Source organism: Hylemonella gracilis ATCC 19624, from assembly GCF_000211835.1.
Classification (GTDB): domain Bacteria; phylum Pseudomonadota; class Gammaproteobacteria; order Burkholderiales; family Burkholderiaceae_C; genus Hylemonella; species Hylemonella gracilis.
The window spans coordinates 76,454-98,161 of the sequence record NZ_AEGR01000056.1 but is presented as its reverse complement, the minus strand read 5'-3'; the positions used below and the strand labels follow the sequence as shown (position 1 = coordinate 98,161).

Annotated in this window: 21 protein-coding genes and 1 tRNA gene; 17 read left to right on the top strand and 5 right to left on the bottom strand. The window is 64.6% G+C overall.

The genetic code is table 11. The features are described 5' to 3' along the window. The first annotated feature begins 4 nt into the window (after window positions 1–4). From rpmD to HGR_RS17970, 13 genes are all read left to right on the top strand, one after another. Window positions 5–187: a 50S ribosomal protein L30 gene (rpmD, locus tag HGR_RS08860; protein WP_006297873.1), complete on the top strand. Its 183-nt coding sequence runs from the start codon at window positions 5–7 to the stop codon at window positions 185–187. Between the two features lie 22 nt (window positions 188–209). Beyond that, window positions 210–641, top strand: a complete 432-nt coding sequence (gene rplO, locus HGR_RS08855; RefSeq protein WP_039853045.1) for a 50S ribosomal protein L15 — start codon at window positions 210–212, stop codon at window positions 639–641. Window positions 642–686: 45 nt separating this feature from the next. After that, window positions 687–2,006, top strand: coding sequence for a preprotein translocase subunit SecY (gene secY / locus HGR_RS08850; protein WP_006297871.1), 1,320 nt, complete (start codon window positions 687–689; stop codon window positions 2,004–2,006). Window positions 2,007–2,015: 9 nt separating this feature from the next. Next, a complete protein-coding gene (gene infA, locus HGR_RS08845) occupies window positions 2,016–2,234 on the top strand; it encodes a translation initiation factor IF-1 (RefSeq protein ID WP_006297869.1) in 219 nt (72 codons plus the stop codon). A gap of 43 nt (window positions 2,235–2,277) precedes the next feature. After that, window positions 2,278–2,391: a 50S ribosomal protein L36 gene (rpmJ, locus tag HGR_RS08840; RefSeq protein WP_006297867.1), complete on the top strand. Its 114-nt coding sequence runs from the start codon at window positions 2,278–2,280 to the stop codon at window positions 2,389–2,391. A gap of 24 nt (window positions 2,392–2,415) precedes the next feature. Further along, on the top strand, window positions 2,416–2,781 hold the full coding sequence (rpsM, locus tag HGR_RS08835; RefSeq protein ID WP_006297865.1) for a 30S ribosomal protein S13: 366 nt from the start codon (window positions 2,416–2,418) through the stop codon (window positions 2,779–2,781). A 20-nt stretch (window positions 2,782–2,801) separates the two neighbouring features. Continuing rightward, the gene (gene rpsK, locus HGR_RS08830; protein ID WP_006297863.1) at window positions 2,802–3,206 is read left to right on the top strand and encodes a 30S ribosomal protein S11; all 405 of its coding nucleotides are present in this window, start codon (window positions 2,802–2,804) and stop codon (window positions 3,204–3,206) included. Window positions 3,207–3,324: 118 nt separating this feature from the next. Continuing rightward, complete coding sequence (gene rpsD / locus HGR_RS08825; protein ID WP_006297861.1) at window positions 3,325–3,948, top strand: 30S ribosomal protein S4; 624 nt, start codon at window positions 3,325–3,327, stop codon at window positions 3,946–3,948. A 101-nt stretch (window positions 3,949–4,049) separates the two neighbouring features. Further along, the gene (locus tag HGR_RS08820; protein ID WP_006297860.1) at window positions 4,050–5,036 is read left to right on the top strand and encodes a DNA-directed RNA polymerase subunit alpha; all 987 of its coding nucleotides are present in this window, start codon (window positions 4,050–4,052) and stop codon (window positions 5,034–5,036) included. 117 nt (window positions 5,037–5,153) lie between these two features. Continuing rightward, window positions 5,154–5,540 carry a 50S ribosomal protein L17 gene (gene rplQ / locus HGR_RS08815; protein ID WP_006297859.1) on the top strand — a complete coding sequence of 129 codons (387 nt, stop codon included), beginning with the start codon at window positions 5,154–5,156 and terminating at the stop codon, window positions 5,538–5,540. Window positions 5,541–5,558: 18 nt separating this feature from the next. Then, a tRNA-Met gene (locus tag HGR_RS08810) sits at window positions 5,559–5,635 on the top strand. A gap of 263 nt (window positions 5,636–5,898) precedes the next feature. Continuing rightward, complete coding sequence (locus tag HGR_RS08805; RefSeq protein WP_006297858.1) at window positions 5,899–9,861, top strand: response regulator; 3,963 nt, start codon at window positions 5,899–5,901, stop codon at window positions 9,859–9,861. Between the two features lie 74 nt (window positions 9,862–9,935). Beyond that, entirely contained in the window at window positions 9,936–12,107 is a 2,172-nt protein-coding gene (locus HGR_RS17970) for an HD domain-containing phosphohydrolase (RefSeq protein WP_006297857.1), read from the top strand. A 132-nt stretch (window positions 12,108–12,239) separates the two neighbouring features. Here HGR_RS17970 and HGR_RS08795 read toward each other — a convergent pair whose 3' ends face one another. After that, window positions 12,240–13,355 carry a YeeE/YedE family protein gene (locus HGR_RS08795; protein ID WP_006297856.1) on the bottom strand — a complete coding sequence of 372 codons (1,116 nt, stop codon included), beginning with the start codon at window positions 13,353–13,355 and terminating at the stop codon, window positions 12,240–12,242. Window positions 13,356–13,500: 145 nt separating this feature from the next. On the opposite strand from HGR_RS08795, the gene HGR_RS08790 reads away from it, so the two are divergent. Further along, window positions 13,501–14,691, top strand: a complete 1,191-nt coding sequence (locus HGR_RS08790; protein WP_006297855.1) for a M20 aminoacylase family protein — start codon at window positions 13,501–13,503, stop codon at window positions 14,689–14,691. Window positions 14,692–14,760: 69 nt separating this feature from the next. Here HGR_RS08790 and HGR_RS08785 read toward each other — a convergent pair whose 3' ends face one another. The 3 genes from HGR_RS08785 to HGR_RS08775 form a co-directional block, all read right to left on the bottom strand. Beyond that, window positions 14,761–15,591, bottom strand: coding sequence for a type III pantothenate kinase (locus HGR_RS08785; protein WP_006297854.1), 831 nt, complete (start codon window positions 15,589–15,591; stop codon window positions 14,761–14,763). A 33-nt stretch (window positions 15,592–15,624) separates the two neighbouring features. Beyond that, a complete protein-coding gene (locus HGR_RS08780; RefSeq protein ID WP_006297853.1) occupies window positions 15,625–16,050 on the bottom strand; it encodes a rhodanese-like domain-containing protein in 426 nt (141 codons plus the stop codon). Between the two features lie 168 nt (window positions 16,051–16,218). Next, a complete protein-coding gene (locus HGR_RS08775) occupies window positions 16,219–16,458 on the bottom strand; it encodes a hypothetical protein (protein ID WP_006297852.1) in 240 nt (79 codons plus the stop codon). Window positions 16,459–16,793: 335 nt separating this feature from the next. On the opposite strand from HGR_RS08775, the gene HGR_RS08770 reads away from it, so the two are divergent. From HGR_RS08770 to HGR_RS08760, 3 genes are all read left to right on the top strand, one after another. After that, entirely contained in the window at window positions 16,794–17,969 is a 1,176-nt protein-coding gene (locus HGR_RS08770) for a serine/threonine protein kinase (RefSeq protein ID WP_006297851.1), read from the top strand. Between the two features lie 126 nt (window positions 17,970–18,095). After that, window positions 18,096–18,800 (top strand): molybdate ABC transporter substrate-binding protein, encoded by a 705-nt coding sequence (locus tag HGR_RS08765; RefSeq protein ID WP_006297850.1) that lies wholly within the window; start codon window positions 18,096–18,098, stop codon window positions 18,798–18,800. An 85-nt stretch (window positions 18,801–18,885) separates the two neighbouring features. After that, window positions 18,886–19,911 carry an Ldh family oxidoreductase gene (locus HGR_RS08760; protein ID WP_006297849.1) on the top strand — a complete coding sequence of 342 codons (1,026 nt, stop codon included), beginning with the start codon at window positions 18,886–18,888 and terminating at the stop codon, window positions 19,909–19,911. 32 nt (window positions 19,912–19,943) lie between these two features. On the opposite strand, the gene HGR_RS08755 is transcribed toward HGR_RS08760, so the two are convergent. After that, window positions 19,944–21,677 (bottom strand): GGDEF domain-containing protein, encoded by a 1,734-nt coding sequence (locus HGR_RS08755; RefSeq protein WP_006297848.1) that lies wholly within the window; start codon window positions 21,675–21,677, stop codon window positions 19,944–19,946. Window positions 21,678–21,708: the final 31 nt, after the last annotated feature.

The window sequence follows — 21,708 nt, the reverse complement described above, 5'->3', positions numbered from 1 at the left end:
TGACATGGCAACTCAACAAACCGTCAAGGTTCAATTGGTCCGCAGCCCCATCGGCACCAAGGAATCGCACCGTGCGACCGTGCGTGGCCTGGGCCTGCGCAAGCTCAACAGCGTGAGCGAGCTGCAGGACACGCCCGCCGTGCGCGGCATGATCAACAAGATCAGCTATCTGGTCAAGGTTCTTTAATCGAAATTTCTAGAGGCCGATGATGGAACTCAACAGCATCAAACCCGCGGCAGGCGCCAAGCACGCCAAGCGTCGCGTTGGCCGTGGCATTGGCTCCGGCCTGGGCAAGACCGCCGGTCGTGGCCACAAGGGTCAGAAGTCGCGTTCGGGCGGCTACCACAAGGTGGGCTTCGAAGGTGGCCAGATGCCCATGCATCGCCGTCTGCCCAAGCGCGGCTTCAAGTCGGCCCTGCTGAAGTACAACGCCGAGATCACGCTGAGCGCCTTGGACAAGCTCGGCGCCGCCAGCGTCGATCTGCTCGCTCTGAAGCAAGCCGGCCTGGTGGGTGAACTCGCCAAGGTCGTCAAGGTGATCAAGTCCGGTGAAATCAAGAAGGCGGTCAAGCTGAACGGCATCGGTGCGACGGCTGGCGCCAAGGCGGCCATCGAGGCTGCTGGCGGCAGTGTGGCCTGAACGGACGCGCTGACTCAACGGATCGACGGAAGAAAGTAAGCAACAGTGGCTACGAACGCGGCTCAGTTGGCAAAAACCGGCAAGTTCGGCGACCTGCGTCGCCGGCTGGTTTTCTTGCTGCTCGCTCTGGTGGTGTACCGCATTGGCGCGCACATCCCGGTGCCCGGCATCAATCCCGATCAGCTGGCTCAGCTCTTTAAAGGGCAGCAGGGCGGCATCCTGAGCCTGTTCAACATGTTCTCGGGTGGTGCGTTGTCGCGCTTCACGGTGTTCGCGCTGGGCATCATGCCCTACATCTCCGCGTCCATCATCATGCAGTTGCTGACCTACGTGTTGCCCACCTTCGAGCAATTGAAGAAGGAAGGCGAGGCGGGCCGTCGCAAGATCACCCAGTACACGCGCTACGCGACCTTGGGTCTGGCGGTTTTCCAGTCGCTGGGCATCGCGATCGCCCTGGAAAGTTCCCCAGGCTTGGTGATCGATCCTGGCATGGGTTTCCGTTTCACCGCGGTCGTCACCCTGACGGCAGGCACCATGTTCCTGATGTGGCTCGGTGAACAGATCACCGAGCGCGGTCTGGGCAACGGTATCTCGATTCTGATCTTCGGCGGTATCGCCGCCGGTCTGCCCGGCGCCATTGGCGGCCTGCTGGAACTGGTTCGTACCGGCTCGATGAGCATCATTGCGGCGCTCTTCATCGTGGCGCTGGTCATTTTGGTGACCTGGTTCGTTGTGTTCGTGGAGCGTGGCCAGCGCAAGATCTTGGTGAACTATGCCCGCCGCCAGGTTGGCAACAAGGTCTATGGCGGTCAATCGTCGCATTTGCCCTTGAAGCTGAACATGGCCGGCGTGATTCCTCCCATCTTCGCGTCCAGCATCATCCTGCTGCCCGCGACCGTGGTGAGCTGGTTCAGCAGTGGCAATTCCATGCTGTGGCTCAAGGACATTGCGGCCAGTTTGGCCCCGGGGCAGCCGGTGTACGTTGCGCTGTACGCAGCCGCAATCATTTTCTTCTGCTTCTTCTACACGGCGCTGGTGTTCAACAGCCGTGAGACGGCGGACAACCTGAAAAAGGGCGGTGCCTTCATTCCGGGCATCCGCCCTGGTGATCAGACCGCCAAGTACATCGACAAGATTCTGTTGCGCCTTACCCTGGCGGGTGCGATCTACATCACTTTCGTCTGTCTGCTGCCTGAATTCCTGATCTTGGAATACAACGTGCCGTTCTACTTCGGCGGCACCTCTCTGTTGATCCTGGTGGTGGTGACGATGGATTTCATGGCTCAGGTTCAGAACTATCTGATGAGTCAGCAGTACGAGTCTCTGTTGAAGAAAGCTAATTTCAAGCCCACGCTGGGTGCATGAGAATGCGACATGGCGAAGGACGATGTAATTCAGATGCAGGGCGAGGTGGTGGAAAACCTGCCGAACGCGACGTTTCGCGTCAAGCTGGAAAACGGCCACATCGTGTTGGGACATATCTCTGGAAAGATGCGGATGCACTACATCCGAATTCTTCCCGGTGACAAGGTAACGGTCGAGTTGACGCCTTACGACTTGACGCGCGCGCGGATCGTGTTCCGCGCCAAATGACGTGAATCGCAAGGCGTAGGCACAGTAGTTTTAGGAGAGCATCATGAGAGTTTCGGCTTCGGTCAAGAAAATTTGCCGCAACTGCAAAATCATCCGCCGCAATGGCGTGGTGCGCGTGATCTGCACGGATCCGCGCCACAAGCAGCGCCAAGGCTGATCGCAAGAGTTTAAGAGGACGAAAATGGCACGTATCGCTGGCATCAACATTCCGCCGCATCAGCATACCGAGATTGGCCTGACCGCCATCTTCGGCATCGGTCGCACCCGCGCCCGCAAGATCTGCGTGGCTTGCGGCATTCCTTTCTCCAAGAAGGTGAAGGACCTGACCGACGCCGATCAGGAAAAAATCCGCGACCAGATTGCCCAGTTCACGATCGAAGGTGACCTGCGCCGCGAAACCACGATGAACATCAAGCGTTTGATGGACATCGGTTGCTACCGTGGCATGCGCCATCGCCGTGGCCTGCCCATGCGCGGTCAGCGCACGCGCACCAACGCCCGCACTCGCAAGGGTCCGCGCAAGGGCGCCGCTGCACTGAAGAAATAAACCGGCATTGAAAGAACACCATGGCTAAAGCTCCCGCCAATACCGCTGCGCAACGCGTGCGCAAGAAGGTTCGCAAGAACGTGGCTGACGGTATCGCCCACGTGCACGCCTCCTTCAACAACACCATCATCACGATCACGGATCGTCAGGGCAACGCCTTGTCCTGGGCCTCCTCCGGTGGTCAAGGTTTCAAGGGTTCCCGCAAGTCCACGCCGTTCGCCGCCCAGGTGGCGTCTGAAGTGGCTGGCCGCGCAGCGATCGAGCAAGGCATCAAGAACCTGGACGTGGAAATCAAGGGTCCTGGTCCTGGTCGTGAGTCCTCGGTGCGTGCTCTCGCCGCGTTGGGCATCCGCATCAACTTGATTTCGGACGTCACCCCCATGCCGCACAACGGCTGCCGTCCGCAAAAGCGTCGTCGCATCTGATGGGTTCACAGGTCCGCAGGGTCCTGTCCATCTTTTAACCAAGCCCACCGCCACCCGCGTCATGCGCTGGTGGCTCCCGTAGTTCAAGGCTGCGGAAGTTGAAGAAAAGGAAACTCAAGTGGCACGTTATCTCGGCCCCAAGGCAAAACTCTCCCGCCGTGAAGGCACAGACCTGTTCCTGAAGAGCGCACGCCGTTCCATCAGCGACAAGGCCAAATTTGACTCCAAGCCGGGTCAGCACGGTCGCATTTCCGGCGCCCGCACGTCAGACTTCGGTCTGCAACTGCGTGAAAAGCAGAAGGTCAAGCGCATGTACGGCGTGCTGGAACGTCAGTTCCGCCGCTACTTTGAGCAGGCCTCCCAGCGCAAGGGCAACTCCGGCGCCAACCTGCTGAGCCTGTTGGAATCCCGCCTGGACAACGTTGTCTATCGCATGGGGTTCGGCTCCACCCGCGCCGAAGCGCGTCAGCTGGTGTCGCACAAGGCGATCACCGTGAACGGCCAGGCCGTCAACATTCCGTCCTACATGGTTCAGGCCGGTGATGTGATCGCCGTTCGTGAAAAGTCCAAGAAGCAGAACCGGGTTGTTGAAGCCCTTCAACTCGCGCAGCAAGTGGGTTTCCCTGCTTGGGTGGAAGTGAACGTGGACAAGGCCGAGGGTGCCTTCAAGAAGGCTCCCGATCGTGATGAATTTGGGTCCGACATCAACGAATCGCTGATCGTTGAGTTGTATTCGCGTTAATCAGCCGAGCATTGAGCAACGTTCCCGCCGGGCCCACGCCCTGCGGGTGCTTCACCAGCCTTACCGGTGTAACGAGCCGGGGGTATTGACAGGAAGTTTTCATGCAAACCAGTCTGCTGAAACCCAAAACCATCAACGTCGAGCAACTCGGTCCGAATCGCGCGAAGGTCGCGCTGGAGCCTTTTGAGCGTGGCTACGGGCACACGCTGGGCAACGCGCTGCGTCGCGTTCTGCTGTCCTCGATGCCGGGTTACGCGGCCACCGAAGTCACCATCGCCGGCGTTCTGCACGAGTACTCGTCGATTGACGGCGTGCAAGAGGATGTGGTCAACATCCTGCTGAACCTCAAGGGTGTGGTCTTCAAGCTGCACAACCGCGATGAAGTCACGCTGTCCCTGCGCAAGGACGGCGAAGGCGTCGTTACCGCGGGCGACATCCAGACCCCGCACGACGTCGAAATCATCAATCCCGAACACGTCATCGCCACGTTGTCGGCTGGTGGCAAGCTCGACATGCAGATCAAGGTCGAGAAGGGCCGCGGTTATGTGCCCGGTACCATGCGCCGCCACACGGACGAACAGAGCAAGTCCATCGGCCGCATCGTGCTGGATGCCTCCTATTCGCCCGTCAAGCGTGTGAGCTACGCGGTCGAAAGCGCCCGCGTGGAGCAGCGCACCGACCTGGACAAGCTCGTCATTGAGATTGAGACCAACGGCACCATCACGGCCGAGGATGCCGTGCGCGCCTCCGCCAAGATCTTGGTCGAACAGCTCGCCGTGTTCGCTCAGCTCGATGGCAGCGAGAAGATTTTCGACACGCCCTCGCAGCGCAGCGCTGGTCAGTTCGACCCCATCCTGCTGCGCCCGGTTGACGAGCTCGAGCTCACGGTGCGCTCGGCCAACTGCCTCAAGGCCGAGAACATCTACTACATCGGCGATCTGATTCAGCGTTCCGAGAACGAATTGCTCAAGACCCCCAACCTGGGGCGCAAGTCGCTCAACGAGATCAAGGAAGTGCTGGCTTCGCGCGGCTTGACGCTGGGCATGAAGCTCGAGAACTGGCCGCCGGCCGCGCTCGAGAAGCGTTGATCTAGAATGTTGCCCCTCACCTCGGTGAGAGGCGAACCGAAACCGGCCCCCAGGGGCTGGGTGCACCGGGCAGTACCTGACACGGCTGCCCGTTTTATATAAGGAAAGGAAAGCACCATGCGTCACGGACACGGACTCCGCAAACTCAACCGCACCAGCGAGCACCGCCTCGCCATGCTGCGCAACATGATGAACTCGCTCATCGAGCACGAAGTCATCAAGACCACGGTCCCCAAGGCCAAGGAACTGCGCCGCGTCGTCGAACCCATGATCACCCTGGCCAAGGAAGCCACCGTGGCCAATCGCCGTTTGGCTTTCGACCGCCTGCGCAGCCGCGACAGCGTGGTCAAGCTGTTCGACGAACTGGGCCCGCGTTTCAAGGCGCGTCCGGGCGGCTACACGCGCATCCTCAAGATGGGTTTCCGCGTGGGTGACAACGCCCCCATGGCCCTGGTGGAATTGGTGGATCGTCCCGCCGAAGCCGACCAAGGTAAGTCGGAATAAGCTATAATCTAAGGCTACCGCGCGATGGAGCAGTCTGGTAGCTCGTTGGGCTCATAACCCAAAGGTCGGAGGTTCAAATCCTCCTCGCGCAACCAAGTCACTCAAAAAAGGCCACGGCATTCGCCGTGGCCTTTTTTGTTTCCGGATTAAGTGCACAGTTTGTGATTTTCGCGCGCCTTGCCTGCCCGGTTCATAATGGTTTCAATCGGTCTTGGGGCAATGCTGGGGGAGCGGCAAGCGCATCAAAGGTGAAAAGGCTGACAGAACGGAGCGCGCGCATCCATTCCATCCCGCATTGATTGGGGGCGGTGCGGCCAGGTCCTGGCGCATGCACTCGGAATCGTCATGGGGAACATCCATGCGCGTGTCGGTACTCGTCAGCTTGAGCATGAGCTTGGTGATCGCCACCAGTGCCGTGCTGGTCGGGCGTGCGGTCATTCCTCAACTGCAGCAGCATGAGCATGCGCTCAAGGCTCGCGAGGTTGCTCACCTCATGGACCTCGCACTGCGCACGTCAGTCTATATCTCGCAGGAACGCAGCCCCAGCAACGCGCTGTTGGGCAGTGATCGGTCGGCGGCGACGCGCGACGCGCTGCGCCAGGCGCGCGAGGAGACCGATGCAACCCTATTGATCGCGCAGACTGCGGTGGCCGATGTTCGGCTCATCACCGCAGACGAGGCGGCTCGCCTCACCCAGGCTCTGCGCAATGCAAGGGGCATGCTGACCCAGGCGCGGGAAAACGTCGATGCCTTGCTTGTCCACCAGCGCGCCGCGCGCGGCGACGCCGAAGTCCGGCGCGCAGTGACCAGCTTGGTCGAGGTGCCAGACAATCTGGAGCCAGGCATCGCCGAGGTCGAGATGCTGGTCAGTGTCTCCGATCCCTTGCTCTTCCAATGGACGGCCATCGCTCGCTTGGCCACTGCGCTGCATGATTACGCAGGGCAGATGGCTTCGGTGTTCACGGCCGCGTTCGTGGGCAATCGTCCGCTCTTGCCCCAGGAAATGGCTCGCATTCACTACCTGCGGGGCGCGATCGAATCGTTGCGGCGTGAACTGAGCTTGCAACGGGATCGCGTGATGGACCAAGGCGGAGTCGAAGCGGAAAGCTTTCAGACTGCCGTGCGCAAGGTGGATGAACTGTTCATGCAGGAAGGCATGAACTTGTTGCGCGAGCTGGAAACCACCGGACGCACCAGTGGCAACTACGGGATGAACGCGGTCACGCTCGCCAGCGAGTACGGCCCGCGTCTCGATGCGATCGCCGAGCTCGGAAACATCGCCATCCAGGGTGTGCATGGTCGCATTGACGCCCTGGATGCCCGTAATCGCCGTGAGTTGCTGCTGACGGTCGTCTTGGCGGCTTTCGCGCTCCTGCTGCTGCTGGGCATGTACGTGCTCATGCGCATGCGCCTGTCCATTCCGCTGGACCAAGTGACGCAAGCCCTCGAGCAGATTGCCCGAGGCGATCAGCGGGTGCATCTGCCGCGTGCTCGTTGGCGAGATGAAATTGGCCAGGTGCTTGGCGCGCTCGGCTCCCTGCAGGAGGCAACCCAGGCCCGTCTGGCCGCCGAGCAGGAAATCAAGAACGCCAAGGATGAGCAAGACGCGATTCTCAACGCGGCGGACATCGGCATTGTGCTGCTGAAGAATCGCACCGTGGTGCGCTGCAGCGCGGGTTTCGAACGCATGTTCAGGGTGGAGCCCGGAAGCATGCTGGGGCACGCGACCCGAGAGTGGTACGTCAACGAGGAGGACTATCGCGAAGTCGGGGAAGTCCTGTATGCCGAGTTGGCGGAGGATCGCCAGAACCGCCGCGAGTTGACCCTGCGCCGCCGCGATGGGACGCATTTCGAGGCGGTGTTGCGCGGGCGGGCGATCGATCCGAACGATCTTGGACGAGGCAGTGTTTGGGTGATCGCGGACATCACCGAGCGCAAGCGCATGGAAGGCGAACTGCGCGTCGCGCGGGACCGCGCGCAGGAGGCCGCCCAGGCCAAGAGCGATTTCCTCGCGAACATGTCGCACGAGATTCGCACCCCCATGAACGCCATCATCGGATTGAGCCATCTCTTGCTCAAGACCGAACTCAGCCAGCGCCAGCACGATTACCTGCGCAAGATCCAGCAGGCGGGACAGCACCTGCTGGGCGTCATCAACGACATCCTGGACCTGTCGAAGATCGAAGCGGGCAAGCTCGTGATCGAGCACACCGAATTCCAGCTGGAAAAAGCACTCAGCAACGTGGCCAATTTGATCGCCGAGAAGGCCCATGCCAAGGGGCTGGAGTTGATCTTCGACATCGCGCCCGATGTACCCCAGCGTTTGGTGGGCGATTCGCTGCGCCTGGGCCAAATTCTGATCAATTACGCGAACAACGCCGTCAAATTCACCGAGCGGGGCGAGGTCACCGTGCAGATACGCGTGCGTGAGCGCACGGACCATGACGTGCTCCTGTACTGCGCCGTGCATGACACGGGCATCGGATTGAGCGTCGAACAGCAAAAGCGTCTCTTCCAGAGCTTTCAGCAAGCGGACAACTCCACCACACGCGAATATGGAGGAACCGGCCTGGGTTTGTCCATCTCCCTTGAACTGGCCGAGCGCATGGGGGGCACGGTCGGGGTCAGCAGTCAACTCGGGCGGGGCAGCACCTTCTGGTTCACCGCCAGACTGGGCATAGGGCAAGGCGGGACGCGCGAGCTGCGGCCTCGTGGAGATCTGCGCGGGCGCACCGTGCTCGTGGTGGATGACAACAAGGCGGCTTGCCTGGTGCTCAAGGAGATGCTGGAGAGCATGAGTTTCGCGGTGACGACGGTGTCCAACGGCGCCGACGCGATCGAGGCCGTGCGCAAGCGCAGCGGGCAGCCTGATGCCTACGCTGTGGTGTTCCTGGATTGGAAGATGCCCGGCATGGACGGGGCGGAAACCGCCCGTCGCATCCATGCCTTGGAACTACCAGACGAGCCCAAGATCGCCATGGTCACGGCCTTTGGCCGGGAGGAAGTGTTGCACCAGATCCAGGACTCGGGGGTGGGAGACGTGTTGATCAAACCCGTCAGTCCGTCGTTGCTGTTTGACACGGCGGTACGCCTCTTGGACGACTCGGCCGTGCGCGAACCTGTCATTCCCCTTCTGGAGAACACGCCGTCCGCGCTGGAGCAAAGCCTGGCCTCCTTACGAGGCGCGCGCTTGCTGGTCGTGGAAGACAATGAAATCAACCAACAAGTCGCGCAAGAGTTGCTCACGGGCGCGGGTTTCTTGGTGGAGATCGCCGACAACGGCCAGATCGCGATCGAGAAGATTGCCCGGGCGAAGCCGCGCTTTGACCTGGTGCTGATGGACATGCAGATGCCCGTGATGGATGGCGTCACCGCCACCCGGGAATTGCGCAAGACCCTCTCTCCCGCGGACCTGCCCATCGTGGCCATGACAGCCAATGCCATGCAGCACGACCGGGAACTGTGCATCGCCTCTGGCATGCAGGATTTTGTCGCCAAGCCCATCGAGCCCGACGAACTTTGGCGCGCCTTGCTGCAGTGGATTCCGAAACGTTCCACGGCAGACGTCTCGGCGAACGAGGCCCAGGCGCCGGCAGAGGCCGGGGACACCGCGCCGACATTGCATTCTCTTTCTTCAGACCGCATCCCGACCGAGCAAGCGGCGCTGGCGCAACAGCGCAGCGACGGTGGGGCAGGCCAGCAGGCCACGGCCCTGCAAGGGATTGCAAGCATCGACGGCCTGGACACGGTGACGGGAATGCGGCGCATGATGCACAAGGCGGACCGCTACATCGCATTGCTGCGCAAGTTCCTGGAGGGACAAAGCGAACAGGCCGAAACCTTGAAGCAAGCACTCGAAGCCCAGGACCGAGACACCGCGATGCGCATTGCGCACACGCTGAAAGGGGTGTCCGGCAACGTGGGTGCGGTCCGAGTGCAAGCAGCGGCGGCGAATCTTGAGCGGGCCTTGCGCGAGCAACACTCGGAGGCTGAGCTTCAAGCTCACTTGGCAGGGCTGGAGGCGGCCCTGCTCCCCGTGCTGCAGGGCCTGCGCGCGCACCTTCCGATGGAAGCCGCTGTCTCGAGGTCAGAAACGACGGTGGATGCAGCCCGTTTGCGCGAAGTCGTGGCCCAGCTGCGCGAGTTGCTGGGCGCGATGGACGCGGAGGCGATGGACCTCGCAGAGCGTGAAGCGGACTTGCTGGCTGCTGCGCTGGGGAGCCACTTCAACACCTGGGAAGCCGCACTGAAGTCATTTGACTTCGACGCAGCCTTGCGGCAATTGGACCAGACCATGGCGATCAAGGGGGAGACGACATGACATCGACCACGTTGAGAGCGACACCCGGCGGCTCCAAAACAAGCGCCGCATCGGCTAACCATGTTGATCAGGCGATGCACAAGAGAACCATCCTGGTCGTGGATGACACGGCAGACAACCTGTCCTTGCTCGCCGGTCTGCTCAAGGACTTCTACCGGGTGAGATTGGCCAACAGCGGTGAGAAGGCCTTGGCAGCGCTGGCCAGCGGGGATGAACTGCCTGACCTGATCCTGCTGGACGTGGTGATGCCGGGTCTGTCGGGCTATGAGGTCTGCGAACGCCTCAAGGCCAACGAAAGGACCCAGGCGATTCCCGTCATTTTCCTCACCGGCATGAGCAGCGAGGACGATGAAAGCAAGGGCCTGGCGCTGGGGGCGGCGGACTACATCGCCAAGCCGGTCAGCCCGCCCATCCTGTTGGCGCGCGTGCAGACCCAGTTGCTGGTGCGTGACGCCTTGGGCTTGCTGGAGGCGCAAAACATCCAGCTGGGCGACCAAGTGCGTCGCACGGGCCTGGCGCTGGGGGAGGCGCGCGCCAAGTTGGCCAAACTGGTTGAGATCGGCATCGCGCTCGGCCGCGACACGGACCGCCAGGCCTTGATGAAGCGCGCCCTGCTGGGCGCGCGCGACATCGCCAACTGCGAGGCGGTGGCTCTTTTCACGCGCACGCCGGAGAACACGCTGCGCATGGCCTACAGCACGCACGAACACATGGCCGCCGGCAGCAAGGAATTGCCCATGGAAATGCCCAGGGCGGGCGAGGGGGCCGACGCGCGTGACCGCGTCGCGCAGCGGGTCGCCCGCACGGGCGCCACCGTGGTCATCAATGACGCCCGCGTTGCAAGCGCGAATGGCCTCGATCTGGATCCCCTGCGGCGTCTGGCCGAAGCCGCTGGCATCTCGCCCCTGTCCGTGCTCGGTGTGCCGCTCAAGCCGCGCGACGGCAAGGTGATTGGCGTCGTCCTGATGATCAATGCCCAAGACTCCCGCACGGGAGCGATCTGCCCCTTCGACCCGGAGATCATCGGATTCACCGAGGCGCTGGCCGCGGAAACCGCCATGGCGCTCGAGAACCATGAATTGCTGGACGCTCAGAGGAACCTCACCGATTCGATGATCCGCATGCTGGCGGGCGCCATCGACACCAAGAGCCCCTACACCGGAGGCCACTGCGCCCGCGTGCCCGAACTGGCCTTCATGCTGGCCGAAGAGGCGGAGCGCGTGCGCGAGGGGCCTCTGGCCGACTTCGCTTTCAAGACTGAGCAGGAGTGGCGCGAGTTCCGCATTGGTGCTTGGTTGCACGACTGCGGCAAGGTCACCACACCCGAGTACGTGGTGGACAAGGCGACCAAGCTGGAGACCATCGTCAACCGGATCCACGAAATCCGCACTCGTTTTGAGGTGCTGCTGCGCGACGCCAAGGTGCGCGAACTGGAGGCCGTGCTCGCCGGAGGCTCGGCCGCGCAGGCCCGCGCGGAATTCGAGCGCCGCGAGACCCAGCTGCACGAGGACTTTGCCTTCGTGGCCGAATGCAATCTTGGGGGCGAGAGCATGGACGAGGCACATGTCACCCGCTTGCGCGCCATCGCCCAGGAAACCTGGCTGCGCCATTTCGACGACCGCCTCGGCCTGTCGCATGAAGAGCTGCGGCTTCATGAAAAGACACCGCGCGCCGGCCTGCCCGCGCGGGAGAACTTGCTGGCCGACCAGCCTTACCACCTGATCGAACGACACAAGAGCGACGACGGAGGCGATTTCAAGCTCAAGCCGCCGCGCTATCTCTACAACCGGGGTGAGCTCTACAACCTCTGCATCCAGCGCGGCACCCTGAACGCGGAAGAGCGCTTCAAGATCAACGAGCACATCATTCAGACCATCCGCATGCTGGAGAGCATGCCCTTGCCCGATGACCTCAAGCGCGTGCCCGAATACGCGGGCACGCACCACGAGACCTTGACGGGTTCAGGCTACCCGCGCGGGCTGACGGGGGCGCAGCTGTCGATCCCCGCGCGCATCATGGCCATCGCCGACATCTTCGAAGCCCTGACCGCGCGGGACCGGCCTTACCAGAAGGCCAAGTCGCTGTCGACGGCGGTCGAAATCTTGCACCAGTTCAAAACCAAGGGACACATCGATCCCGTGCTGTTCGATCTGTTCCTGAGTTCGGGCGTCTATCTGGCTTACGCGCGCCGCTACATGGACCCGGCCCAGATCGACACGGTCGAGATCAGCAAGTACCTGGGCTGAGCAAACCCGCGTGGCGTTGCGTCGCCGCCCCGAGCTGAGCTGAGCTGAGCTGAGCTGAGCTGAGCTGAGCTGAGCTGGCGCGCTCAGTGCGCGCTCAAGCTGCCCCTCAGCGGACGCGTGCAATTGAGGAGTTCATCCGCCGCGCTCAATGCGCCAGCGCTGCCAGCGCAAGCCCAGCAGGGTGCCCGCGATGATGCCGCCCACGGCCAGGAAACTTCCCAGCGACAGGGTGGACACCCCGCTGATGCCTTGCCCTACCGTGCAACCCAACGCGGTCACCCCGCCCACGCCCATCAGCGTGGCGCCGACCAGGTGATGCCCCAAATCTTCGACGCCCTGGAAGCCTTCCCAACGGAATTCGCGCGTCACCAGCGCGTCGGCCAGCGCGCCAGCCGCGACGCCGAAGGCCGCCACGATGCCCACGGTCAGCACGCGGGACTTGTCGCTGAAGAACTGAATCCATTCAAACGCGTAGGCCACGGGCGCCACCATCGACAAGGACTCCATGCGGCGCGAGTTGGTGGCCAGGAAGGCAGGCTCCAGCGTGTTCGGGTCCTCGGGCACATAGCCCAGCCGTCCCGACACCCACCACACGGCGGCGATCACCGCCCCGATGCCCAGACCGCCGAGCCAGGTTTCGCCGCTGCGTCCTTCCGGCTGGCGCAGCACCCAGGCCAGCAGGGCGCAGGCGAGCAAGCCACCGATCACCGCCGCCAGCGTCGTCACAGGCAACCCTGTCGGCAGGGCCAGCAGCGAGGGCAGGTCTTGCCCCGTGGGCAGCTCGATGCGCACGCGGTCGACGGTTTCAACGCGCAGCACCGCGGTCAGGCCTCGCAAGGTCGCCGAGGCGCTGATGGCCAAGACCAACAGCACGACCAGGGATTTGAGATTGCCGCCGCCCAGACGCACCAGGTTGCGGCTGCCGCAGCCCGAGGCCAAGCTCATGCCCAGCCCAAACAAGGCTCCACCCACCAGGGCGGAGAGCCAAAGCAGCCGAGGTGCGGCATAGAGGGAGTTGCGGGCCTCGACCCAGCCCAGCGCCACCATGGCGTTGAAGCCCACCATCGCGGTCGCGACGGCCAGGGCCCACATCCGGGCCCGCTGCCAGTCGCCCATCGCCACGACATCCGAAATGGCGCCCAGCGTGCAGAAACGGGTGCGTCGCGCGATGACGCCGAAGACCAGGGCCAGGGCCAGAACGGTCCAAAGCACCTGGCTGTTGAGCGCGCCGATGTCCGTGTCAGTCATGGGCGGTGATTTTCGCGGATTCAGCGGGTTGTCACCCCCGCCCGACCCCAGGGCATGCCCTGAGACCCCGCGCCCTTGAGGTGTGCCCCTTGGGGTGACAGCCCCCAGGCGCTGAACTAGACTCTCACCCTGAGGTCCGATCACCATGAAACTCATTGACTCCATCGCCGTGCAGGCCGCCGGCATCGCTGGCATCCGGCGTGACATTCACGCCCATCCCGAGCTGAGCTACGAAGAGTTCCGTACCTCGGACCTGGTGGCGGCCAAGCTCGCCGAGTGGGGCATCCCCGTGCACCGGGGCTTGGGCGGCACGGGCGTGGTGGGCACGGTGCGCAACGGCACGTCCTCGCGCGCCATCGGCCTGCGCGCCGACATGGACGCCCTGCCTGTGCAGGAGATCAACGCTTTCCCCCACGCCAGCCGCCACGCGGGCAAGATGCACGCCTGCGGACACGATGGCCACACCGCCATGCTGTTGGCGGCGGCCCAGCACCTGGCGCTCAACCGCAACTTCGATGGCACGGTCCACCTGATCTTCCAGCCCGCGGAAGAGGGGGGCGCTGGCGCCGACCGCATGATCCGCGACGGCTTGTTCGATCAGTTCCCGGTAGACGCGGTGTTTGGCATGCACAACTGGCCCGGCCTGCCGGCGGGCAGCTTCGCGCTCAGTCCAGGTCCGGTGATGGCCTCCACCAATGAATTCAAGATCGTGGTCAAGGGCAAGGGCGGTCACGCGGCCATGGCCTACAACACGGTGGACCCGGTGGTCGTGGCCGCGCAGCTGGTGCAGGCCTTCCAGACCATCATCAGCCGCAACGTCAAACCCATCGAGGCGGGCGTGATCTCGGTGACCATGATCCACGCGGGCCACGCCACCAACGTGATCGCTGACAGCTGCGAGCTGCAGGGCACGGTGCGCACCTTCCGGCCCGAAGTGCTGGACCTGATCGAGGCCCGCATGAAAGTCTGCGCGGACCACACCTGCGCCGCCTTCGGCGCGAGCTGTGAATTCGAGTTCGTGCGCAACTACCCCGCCACCATCAACAGCGAGGCCGAGGTCGCCTTCGCCCGGCGAGTGATGGCCAGCATCGTGGGCGAGGCGAACGTGCTGCGGCAGGAGCCCACCATGGGCGCGGAAGATTTCGCCTACATGCTGCGGGCCAAGCCCGGTGCCTATGCCTTCATCGGCAATGGCGAAGGCGCGCACCGCGGTCACGGCCATGGCGAAGGGCCGTGCACCCTGCACAACCCGAGCTACGACTTCAACGACGACCTGATCCCCTTGGGCGCGACCTTCTGGGTGCGCCTGGTCGAGGAATTCCTGAAGAAGGCTTGAGGGCAGAAGTCGTCCGCACCGGTCACGGGGCGCGGGCGCCCCAGATCAACGCCTCAGAGCGTCAACGACTCACAGCGCGAAGCGCGGCTGGATCAGGGGCGCATCGGCCGCTGTCTTCTGGTCCAGGCCGCGGTGGGTCGCGATCTGCAGTAGGCCATCGAAGATCAGGCTGTCGATCAACTCAAAGCGCGAGGCCAGGCTGGGCGCCATCTTCCAGCCCGCGCCGCCCGTCATCACGCACCAGGGGTCCACGCCGCAATGCGCGCGCACGTGCTGCACCATGCGGTCCATCGCGCCCGCGATGGCGAAGGTGCCGCCGCTGGTCAGCGCGTCGCTGGTGTTGGTGGGGAAGGGGCGCACCTCGCCGGTGGGCACATGCAGGCCGGCCGTGCCCGACTCCAGCGCGCGCAGCATGATGCCGTGGCCCGGCAGGATGTAGCCGCCCAGGAACTTGCCGCTCGCGTCGATGGCTTCCACCGTCACCGCCGTGCCCACCATGGACAGCACGATGGGGCGGGACTGTGTCGAGGCACCAGGCAGGGCGCGCATGCGGTGCCAGGCGCCGATCATCGCGACCCAGCGGTCGGGGCCGAGCCGGGCCGGGTGGTCGTAACCGTTGACCAGGCCCGCTTCCTGCGCGCTGGCGATCACCCACTGCGGCGAGACGTCCCACAGCTCTTCCATCTGGGCCTCGACGCGGTGCTTGACCGCGTCGCTGGCGACCACGCAGCCCAGCATGGTCTGGGGCGGGGGCAGGCGGCTCCAGGATGTCTCGGCCAGTTTGTCGATGTGATCGAGGAACTCAGCGCCCTGGGCCAGCGCGCGCGCGCCAGGCTGAGCGGACTCAAACAGCGCCCACTTGAGGCGCGTGTTGCCGACGTCGATGGCGAGAAAAGACATGGCGGGCCGTGAGGTGATGCCGGGGCGTGGTCGTCAGTACTGCTTCCAGGGCAGACCCCGGTAGCGCCAGCCGCCCACGCGGCCTCGGTGTCCCTGGGCATCGGCATCGCCTTCGAAGCCTTCCAGGATGTTGTAAGCCGCCAGGCCGAGTTCAGTGGCACGCCGCGCGGCCGCGACGGAACGCACGCCGCTGCGGCACAGCAGCACCAGCTTCTTGCCCGGCGCGGACGCCGCCGCGGCTTGCAGCTCTGTGTCAAAAGCGGGGTTCAGGGCCATGCCAGGCCATTGTTTCCAAGCCAGGCCGATGGCGCCCGGCACATACCCCACCCACTCGCGCTCAGCATCGCTGCGCACGTCGATCAGCACGGCTTCGCCGCCCTGAACCCAGGCCCAGGCCTGTTCGGGCGAGACATCGCCGGCATAACCTTCGACGGGGGGACGGGCGGGAAAATGCGACATGGCAGGCGGGGCAAGTCAGTGCAGCGAAGCCCGCCTAGGATAAACGCAAATGCCGACTTCCCGTGTCGGTGACGCAAGAATCGATCGGAAGCCTGGCAAAGGCCAGGTCACGGCCAGCGTCAACGAGCCACGCGGCGCGTGCTCAGCCGTTCCGATGCGCGGGAAAGATCAGTGGCCCAGGCCCATCGCGTCCGGGCGCACCTGGCGCACGGCGGCTTGTTCTTCGTCCTGCACGTCGCGCATCGGGTTGATGCGGGTGCTGGAATAGGGAATCAGCGGCTTGTCCAGGGGACGCAGCTGGTGGCGGCGCAGCGAGCGCAGGGCGGTGGAGCGTTCCATGGCCTGGATCACGGCCTCGGGCTCCATCATCAGACTGAAGGGATTGAGGGCGGTCGGGTTGCTTTGCATGGCGGTTCCTTGTGACGCAAAAAAAAGAGGAATCTCGGTTTTGTGATTGCGTGCGCGAACTTTAGGGGCCGCCTCCAAGATCTTGAATCGGCGTACATCGGTTTCTCTTGTCAGAAAAAGCCTGACAAACCCTCGGTGAAACCCGCCAGACCACCGGCTCTGCGGGCCTTTGGTCCTGCTTTTCCGCCCTTTGCGCCACTGGATATGTGCACGCCCCGTGTTTCAAGTGGCGTCGGTCATGCAGCGGCGGCAGGTTCCCGCATGGCCGCGGGCAAGGCCACGTCGGAGGGCCGCACCGTCGCGCCGCGCAGGCGATGACGGACAATCGTCGCCTCATGTCCCATGCCGCCCGCGTCTCTCTGTCCTCCGCGCATCCCTACGATGCCTTGACCCCCGATGTGGTGCAGGACGCGCTGCTCGGCCTGGGCCTGCCTTGCGATGGGCGACTGCAGGCGCTCAGCTCTTACGAAAACCGCGTCTATCTGGCGGGACTGGACGATGGGGGCAGCGTCGTCGCCAAGTTCTACCGGCCTGGCCGCTGGAGCGAGGCGCAAATCCTGGAAGAGCACGCCTTCGCCGCCGAGCTGACGGAGGCGGAGGTGCCGGTGGTCGCGCCCCTGCTGTTGCAGGGCCGCAGCCTGCATGTCTGCGAGGCGGCCGCGGCAGTGGATGGCGCCCAATACGGCGGCAAGGATGCCGTCGCCGATGGGGGCGCGGCGGCGCGTTTTTTCTTCTCGGTCAGTCCGCGCCGTGGCGGGCGCGCACCTGAACTGGACGATGCCGAAGTGCTGGAATGGATCGGCCGCTTCCTCGCGCGCCTGCACGAGGTGGGCGCGCGCAGACCCTTCGCCCACCGTCCCGTGCTCGACGCGCAGCGCTTTGGCTTCGAGCCCCTGCGCTGGCTGTTGGACAGCGACATGATCCCGCTGGACGCGCAATCCGCCTGGCAAGGCGCTTGCGAAGAGGCTCTGGCCTTGGTGCAAGCCCGCTACACCGAGCCCCTGCGCGACCTCGCGCCGATCCGCCTGCATGGTGATTGCCACGCGGGCAATGTGCTTTGGACGCCGCTGGAGTCCGCCGAGTCATCGGGCCGCAAGCCCGCGGCACAAGCCGTCGCTGCCTCCTCATCCGCCACGGCGACCACGGTCACGGCCACGGCCACGGCCCCCGGTCCTCACTTCGTGGACCTGGACGACGCCTGCATGGGGCCCGCCGTGCAAGACCTGTGGATGCTGCTCTCGGGGGACCGCGCGCAGCGTTCCGGTCAACTCTCCTGCCTGCTCGACGGCTACGAACAGATGCGTCCCTTCGACCGGCGCGAGCTGGCCTTGGTCGAGCCCCTGCGCACCTTGCGCCTCATTCACTACAGTGCCTGGCTCGCGCGCCGCTGGGCCGACCCCACCTTCCCGCGCAACTTTCCCTGGTTCGGTAGCTCGGACTACTGGCAAGGCCAGGCCCGTGTGTTGCATGAGCAGATCGAGGCGATGCAGGAAGAACCGCTGATGGTTTAACCCGGGGAAACGCTGGCCCACGCTTTCCCTAGGCGGCCTTTCAGGGATAGTCCTCGGAGAGGCGCGTGCGCAGCCGCACTAGCATGGCTGCGACCGACAACAAACAAGCCCAGAAGGAGACCCGCGATGGGTGCACTCCATGTCCTGAGCGGCGGCGCGGCCAGGGGGTTGATTGCAAAGCTGCGCGAGGATTTTCAACGGCAGACCGGACGCACGATCGAGGCCCGTTTCGGCGCGGTGGGCCTGATGCGTGATCGCCTGCTCGCGGGCGAAGCCTGTGACGTGCTCATCCTCACCCAGGCGCTGATCGAGGAACTCGTCGTCGCTGGCCGTGTCCTGCCCGACAGCGCGCGAGCCCTGGGGCTGGTGCGCACGGGCGTGGCCGTGCGGTCCGGTGAGCCCGTGCCCTGCGTGGAGACGCCGCAGGCGCTCAAGGCCGCGCTGCTTGCCGCGCGGGCCGTCTATTTCGCCGATCCGGCCAAGACCCGTGCCGGCACGCACCTGATGCAGGTGGTCCAACGCCTCGGTTTGATGCCGGAGCTGGCGTCCAAGCTGCGCTTCTTCGCCAACGGCAGTGCCGCCTTGCAGACCCTGTGTGAGGCTGAGCCAGCCGACGCCCGAGGCGTGCTGGTCTGCACCCACATGACTGAGATCCTGGCCACGCCCGGCGTGCACTGCGCGGGCGTGTTGCCCAAGAGCTTCGAGCTCGCGACCGTCTACATCGCCGCCATCACCTCGCGTTCCGAGCAAGCCTTGGCCGCGCGCGTGCTCATCGAGATGCTGGCCACGCCCGAGGCGGCGGCGCAGCGCCGTGCCGACGGCTTCGAGTGACCCCTCATGCGCCCTGCCTGCCCTTCAGTTCTTGAGCCCGCGCTGCCGCCTGACTCGGCGCCATGTCGCCTGGTTAAGATGCGGTGTGATCTCTTACGCCGAACTCGAATCCCTGGCTGAATCAGCCCTGCGCGCGGCAGGCGCCAACGCCCAACAAGCCCGTTCCACCGCCCGTGCCCTCGTCGCCGCCGACGCCCAGGGCCTGGCCACGCACGGGGTCTCACGCATCCCCTTTTACGCCGCCCATCTGCGCAGCGGCCGCGTCGATGGTCAGGCACAGCCCCGTGTGCTCGCGTCCAAGCCCGCCACCGTGCTGGTGGATGCGGCCGACGGCTTGTCGTTTCCCGCTTGCGAGCTGGCCGTGCAAGAAGCCATGACCCGCGCCCGTGCCCAAGGCTTGGCCGTGGCCGGCATCTGCAACAGCTACCACTTCGGCGCCGCGGCCTGGCACCTGGAGCCCGTGGCGCGCGCCGGCCTGATCGGCATTGCCATGAGCAATTCACCGGCCGCCATGCCCGTGGTGGGCGGCAAGCGACCCTTGATGGGCACCAACCCGCTGGCGGCGGTGTTTCCGCGCCCTGACCAGGACGGGCGTCGCCAGCCGCCCATGGTCATGGACTTCGCCATGTCCGAGGTGGCGCGCGGCAAGCTCATGGTGGCCGCGCAAAAAGGCGAGCCCATTCCGCTGGGCTGGGCGCTGGACGAACACGGTCAACCGACCACCGACGCGCAGGCCGGCCTGCGCGGTTCCATGCTGCCCTTTGGTTCCTCCAACGGCGGCATCAAGGGGGCGCTCCTGGCCTTGATCATCGAGGTGCTGGTGGTCACGCTGACGGGCTCGCGCTTCGGTGCTGAGATGGACACCTTCTTCGAGCCGCAGGGCAACCGCCTGCGCATGGGCCAGCTCTTCCTGGTCTTCGACCTCGGCAGCATGGCCGGCACGACGGCCTACGCGGAGCGCATCGAAGCCCTGATCGCCGCCATGCGCGCCGACGAAGGCGTGCGCGTGCCTGGCGACCAACGCGAGCGGAAAGCCGAGCGGGCGCTTGCCGAGGGGCTGAAGATCCCCGAGGCCTTGCTCACCACGCTGCGGCAGCTGGCCGCCGCCTGAGCGCGTGCCCCAGGCTCGGGGCTGGCGCGGTGTCAGGGGGCGTGGGGCGGGCCGTCCGTGTCGAACACCGCGACGGCGTTGCGGCCGTGCTTCTTCACCCAGTACATCGCCTCGTCGCCGCAGTGCAGCAGGTCGCGTGGGTTGTCCGCCTGGTCGGGGTACATCGCCACGCCGATGCTGGAGGAAATTTCCAGCACCCGCCCCTCGCGGTTCACGAAGGGCTGTTCCAGTTGCTGGCGGATTTTCTCTGCCACCAAGGTCGCTTCCTGGGGGCTGTTGGTGTCTGGCAGCAGCACCACGAACTCATCGCCGCCCACGCGCGCGGCGGTATCCGATTCACGCAACACGCCGCGCATGCGCTTCGCCACCTCGCTGAGCAGCCAGTCGCCCGCCTCGTGCCCGTGCCGGTCGTTCACCTGCTTGAACTTGTCCAGGTCGATGAACATCACCGCGACCCGAGTCTGGCGCCGTTGCGCGCTGGCCAGCACCTGCTGCATGCGGTCCTCGAGCAGGCGGCGATTGGGCAGGCCGGTCAAGCGGTCGTAATAGGCCATTTCGCGTATCGCGTCCTCGGCGGCCTTGCGGGCCACGCTGTTGTCGCGCAACACGCTGATGGCGCCCAGCATGTCGCCGACTTCGTCCCGGCAGCGCGTGGGCGGTACCTGCACATCCAATTGCCCGCTGGCGATTTTCACGATCAGCTCGGTCGTTTGGGTCAGCGCCAGCACCACCCTGCGGTGCAGCAGCCGCCAGATCAAGGCCAGCAGCACGAGCATGAGCACGCTGCTGCTGGTGATCCACAGGGTCACATCGCCCGCGTGTTGCACGACCCGCCCAGCCTCGTCGATCGCTTCTTCCATCAGGGTGTCACGCAGCGTGGCGATGACGCCCATGCTGGGCACGTAGCGCTGCGCGAATTCGGCCGGTGTCACGGGGTAACGACCGCTTTCTTGCTCGGCGTGGGTCAAAGTGTCGACGAAGGGCAGGGCCACGGCGAAGTAATCTCCCAGCATGGCCTGGACGGCCGCGCGCACCTCGGGCCGTGGCTGCATGGACGACCCGCTAAGCGACAGCTGCAGACGCAATTGTTCGATGCGGCCGCGCAGGCGTTCGATGGTGACGCTCTCCTCGCGTGTCATCCGCTGCTGGGTGGCCAGTGGAACGATCAGGTGGGAGCCAAGTTGCCCCGCGAGTTCACGCAGCAAGGCGGACTGATGCGCCGCGATCAGCGCATCGGTCGTGGTCGGCAGGTGCTGCTCGGCGGTTCGGTTCAGCGCCACGGCGCCGGGGGACAACAGTTCGACCACGAGGAACATCTCACGGATCGCCGCCCGCATCGTCGCGCCATCACGCGCCGGACCGCGTCGGCTGGCGCGCTGGTCCACGGCCTGCCGCGCGCGTTTGAGCTGCGCCTGGCTTCTGCGCACGATGATGTTGATGTCCCGCGTGGCCGGCGTGTCTCGCGTGTCCAACGCCGAGAGCAGCGTGGTGTACGCCTCGTCGGTGAGGTCGCGCGCCGCTTGCAGCGAGGGCATTTCCTCGGGGTCGTTCGGGATGGGGCTGCCCATCACGGCGTTGGACGGCCCGCGCTCCGCTGATGCCAATTCCGCGGCGATCAGCAGCGTGCGCATTTGCCGCATGGCTTCCAAGCCCAACTCCGCCTGACGCAGATCAGACCAGGCGCCGCGCACGATGCTGACCGTCAGCGTGATGAGGATCGCTGCCATCAAGGCGCTGATGAGCAGGAACAGGTGGCGAAGACGCATGGTGCCGGCCGCGCCAACGCGGCAAATCCCG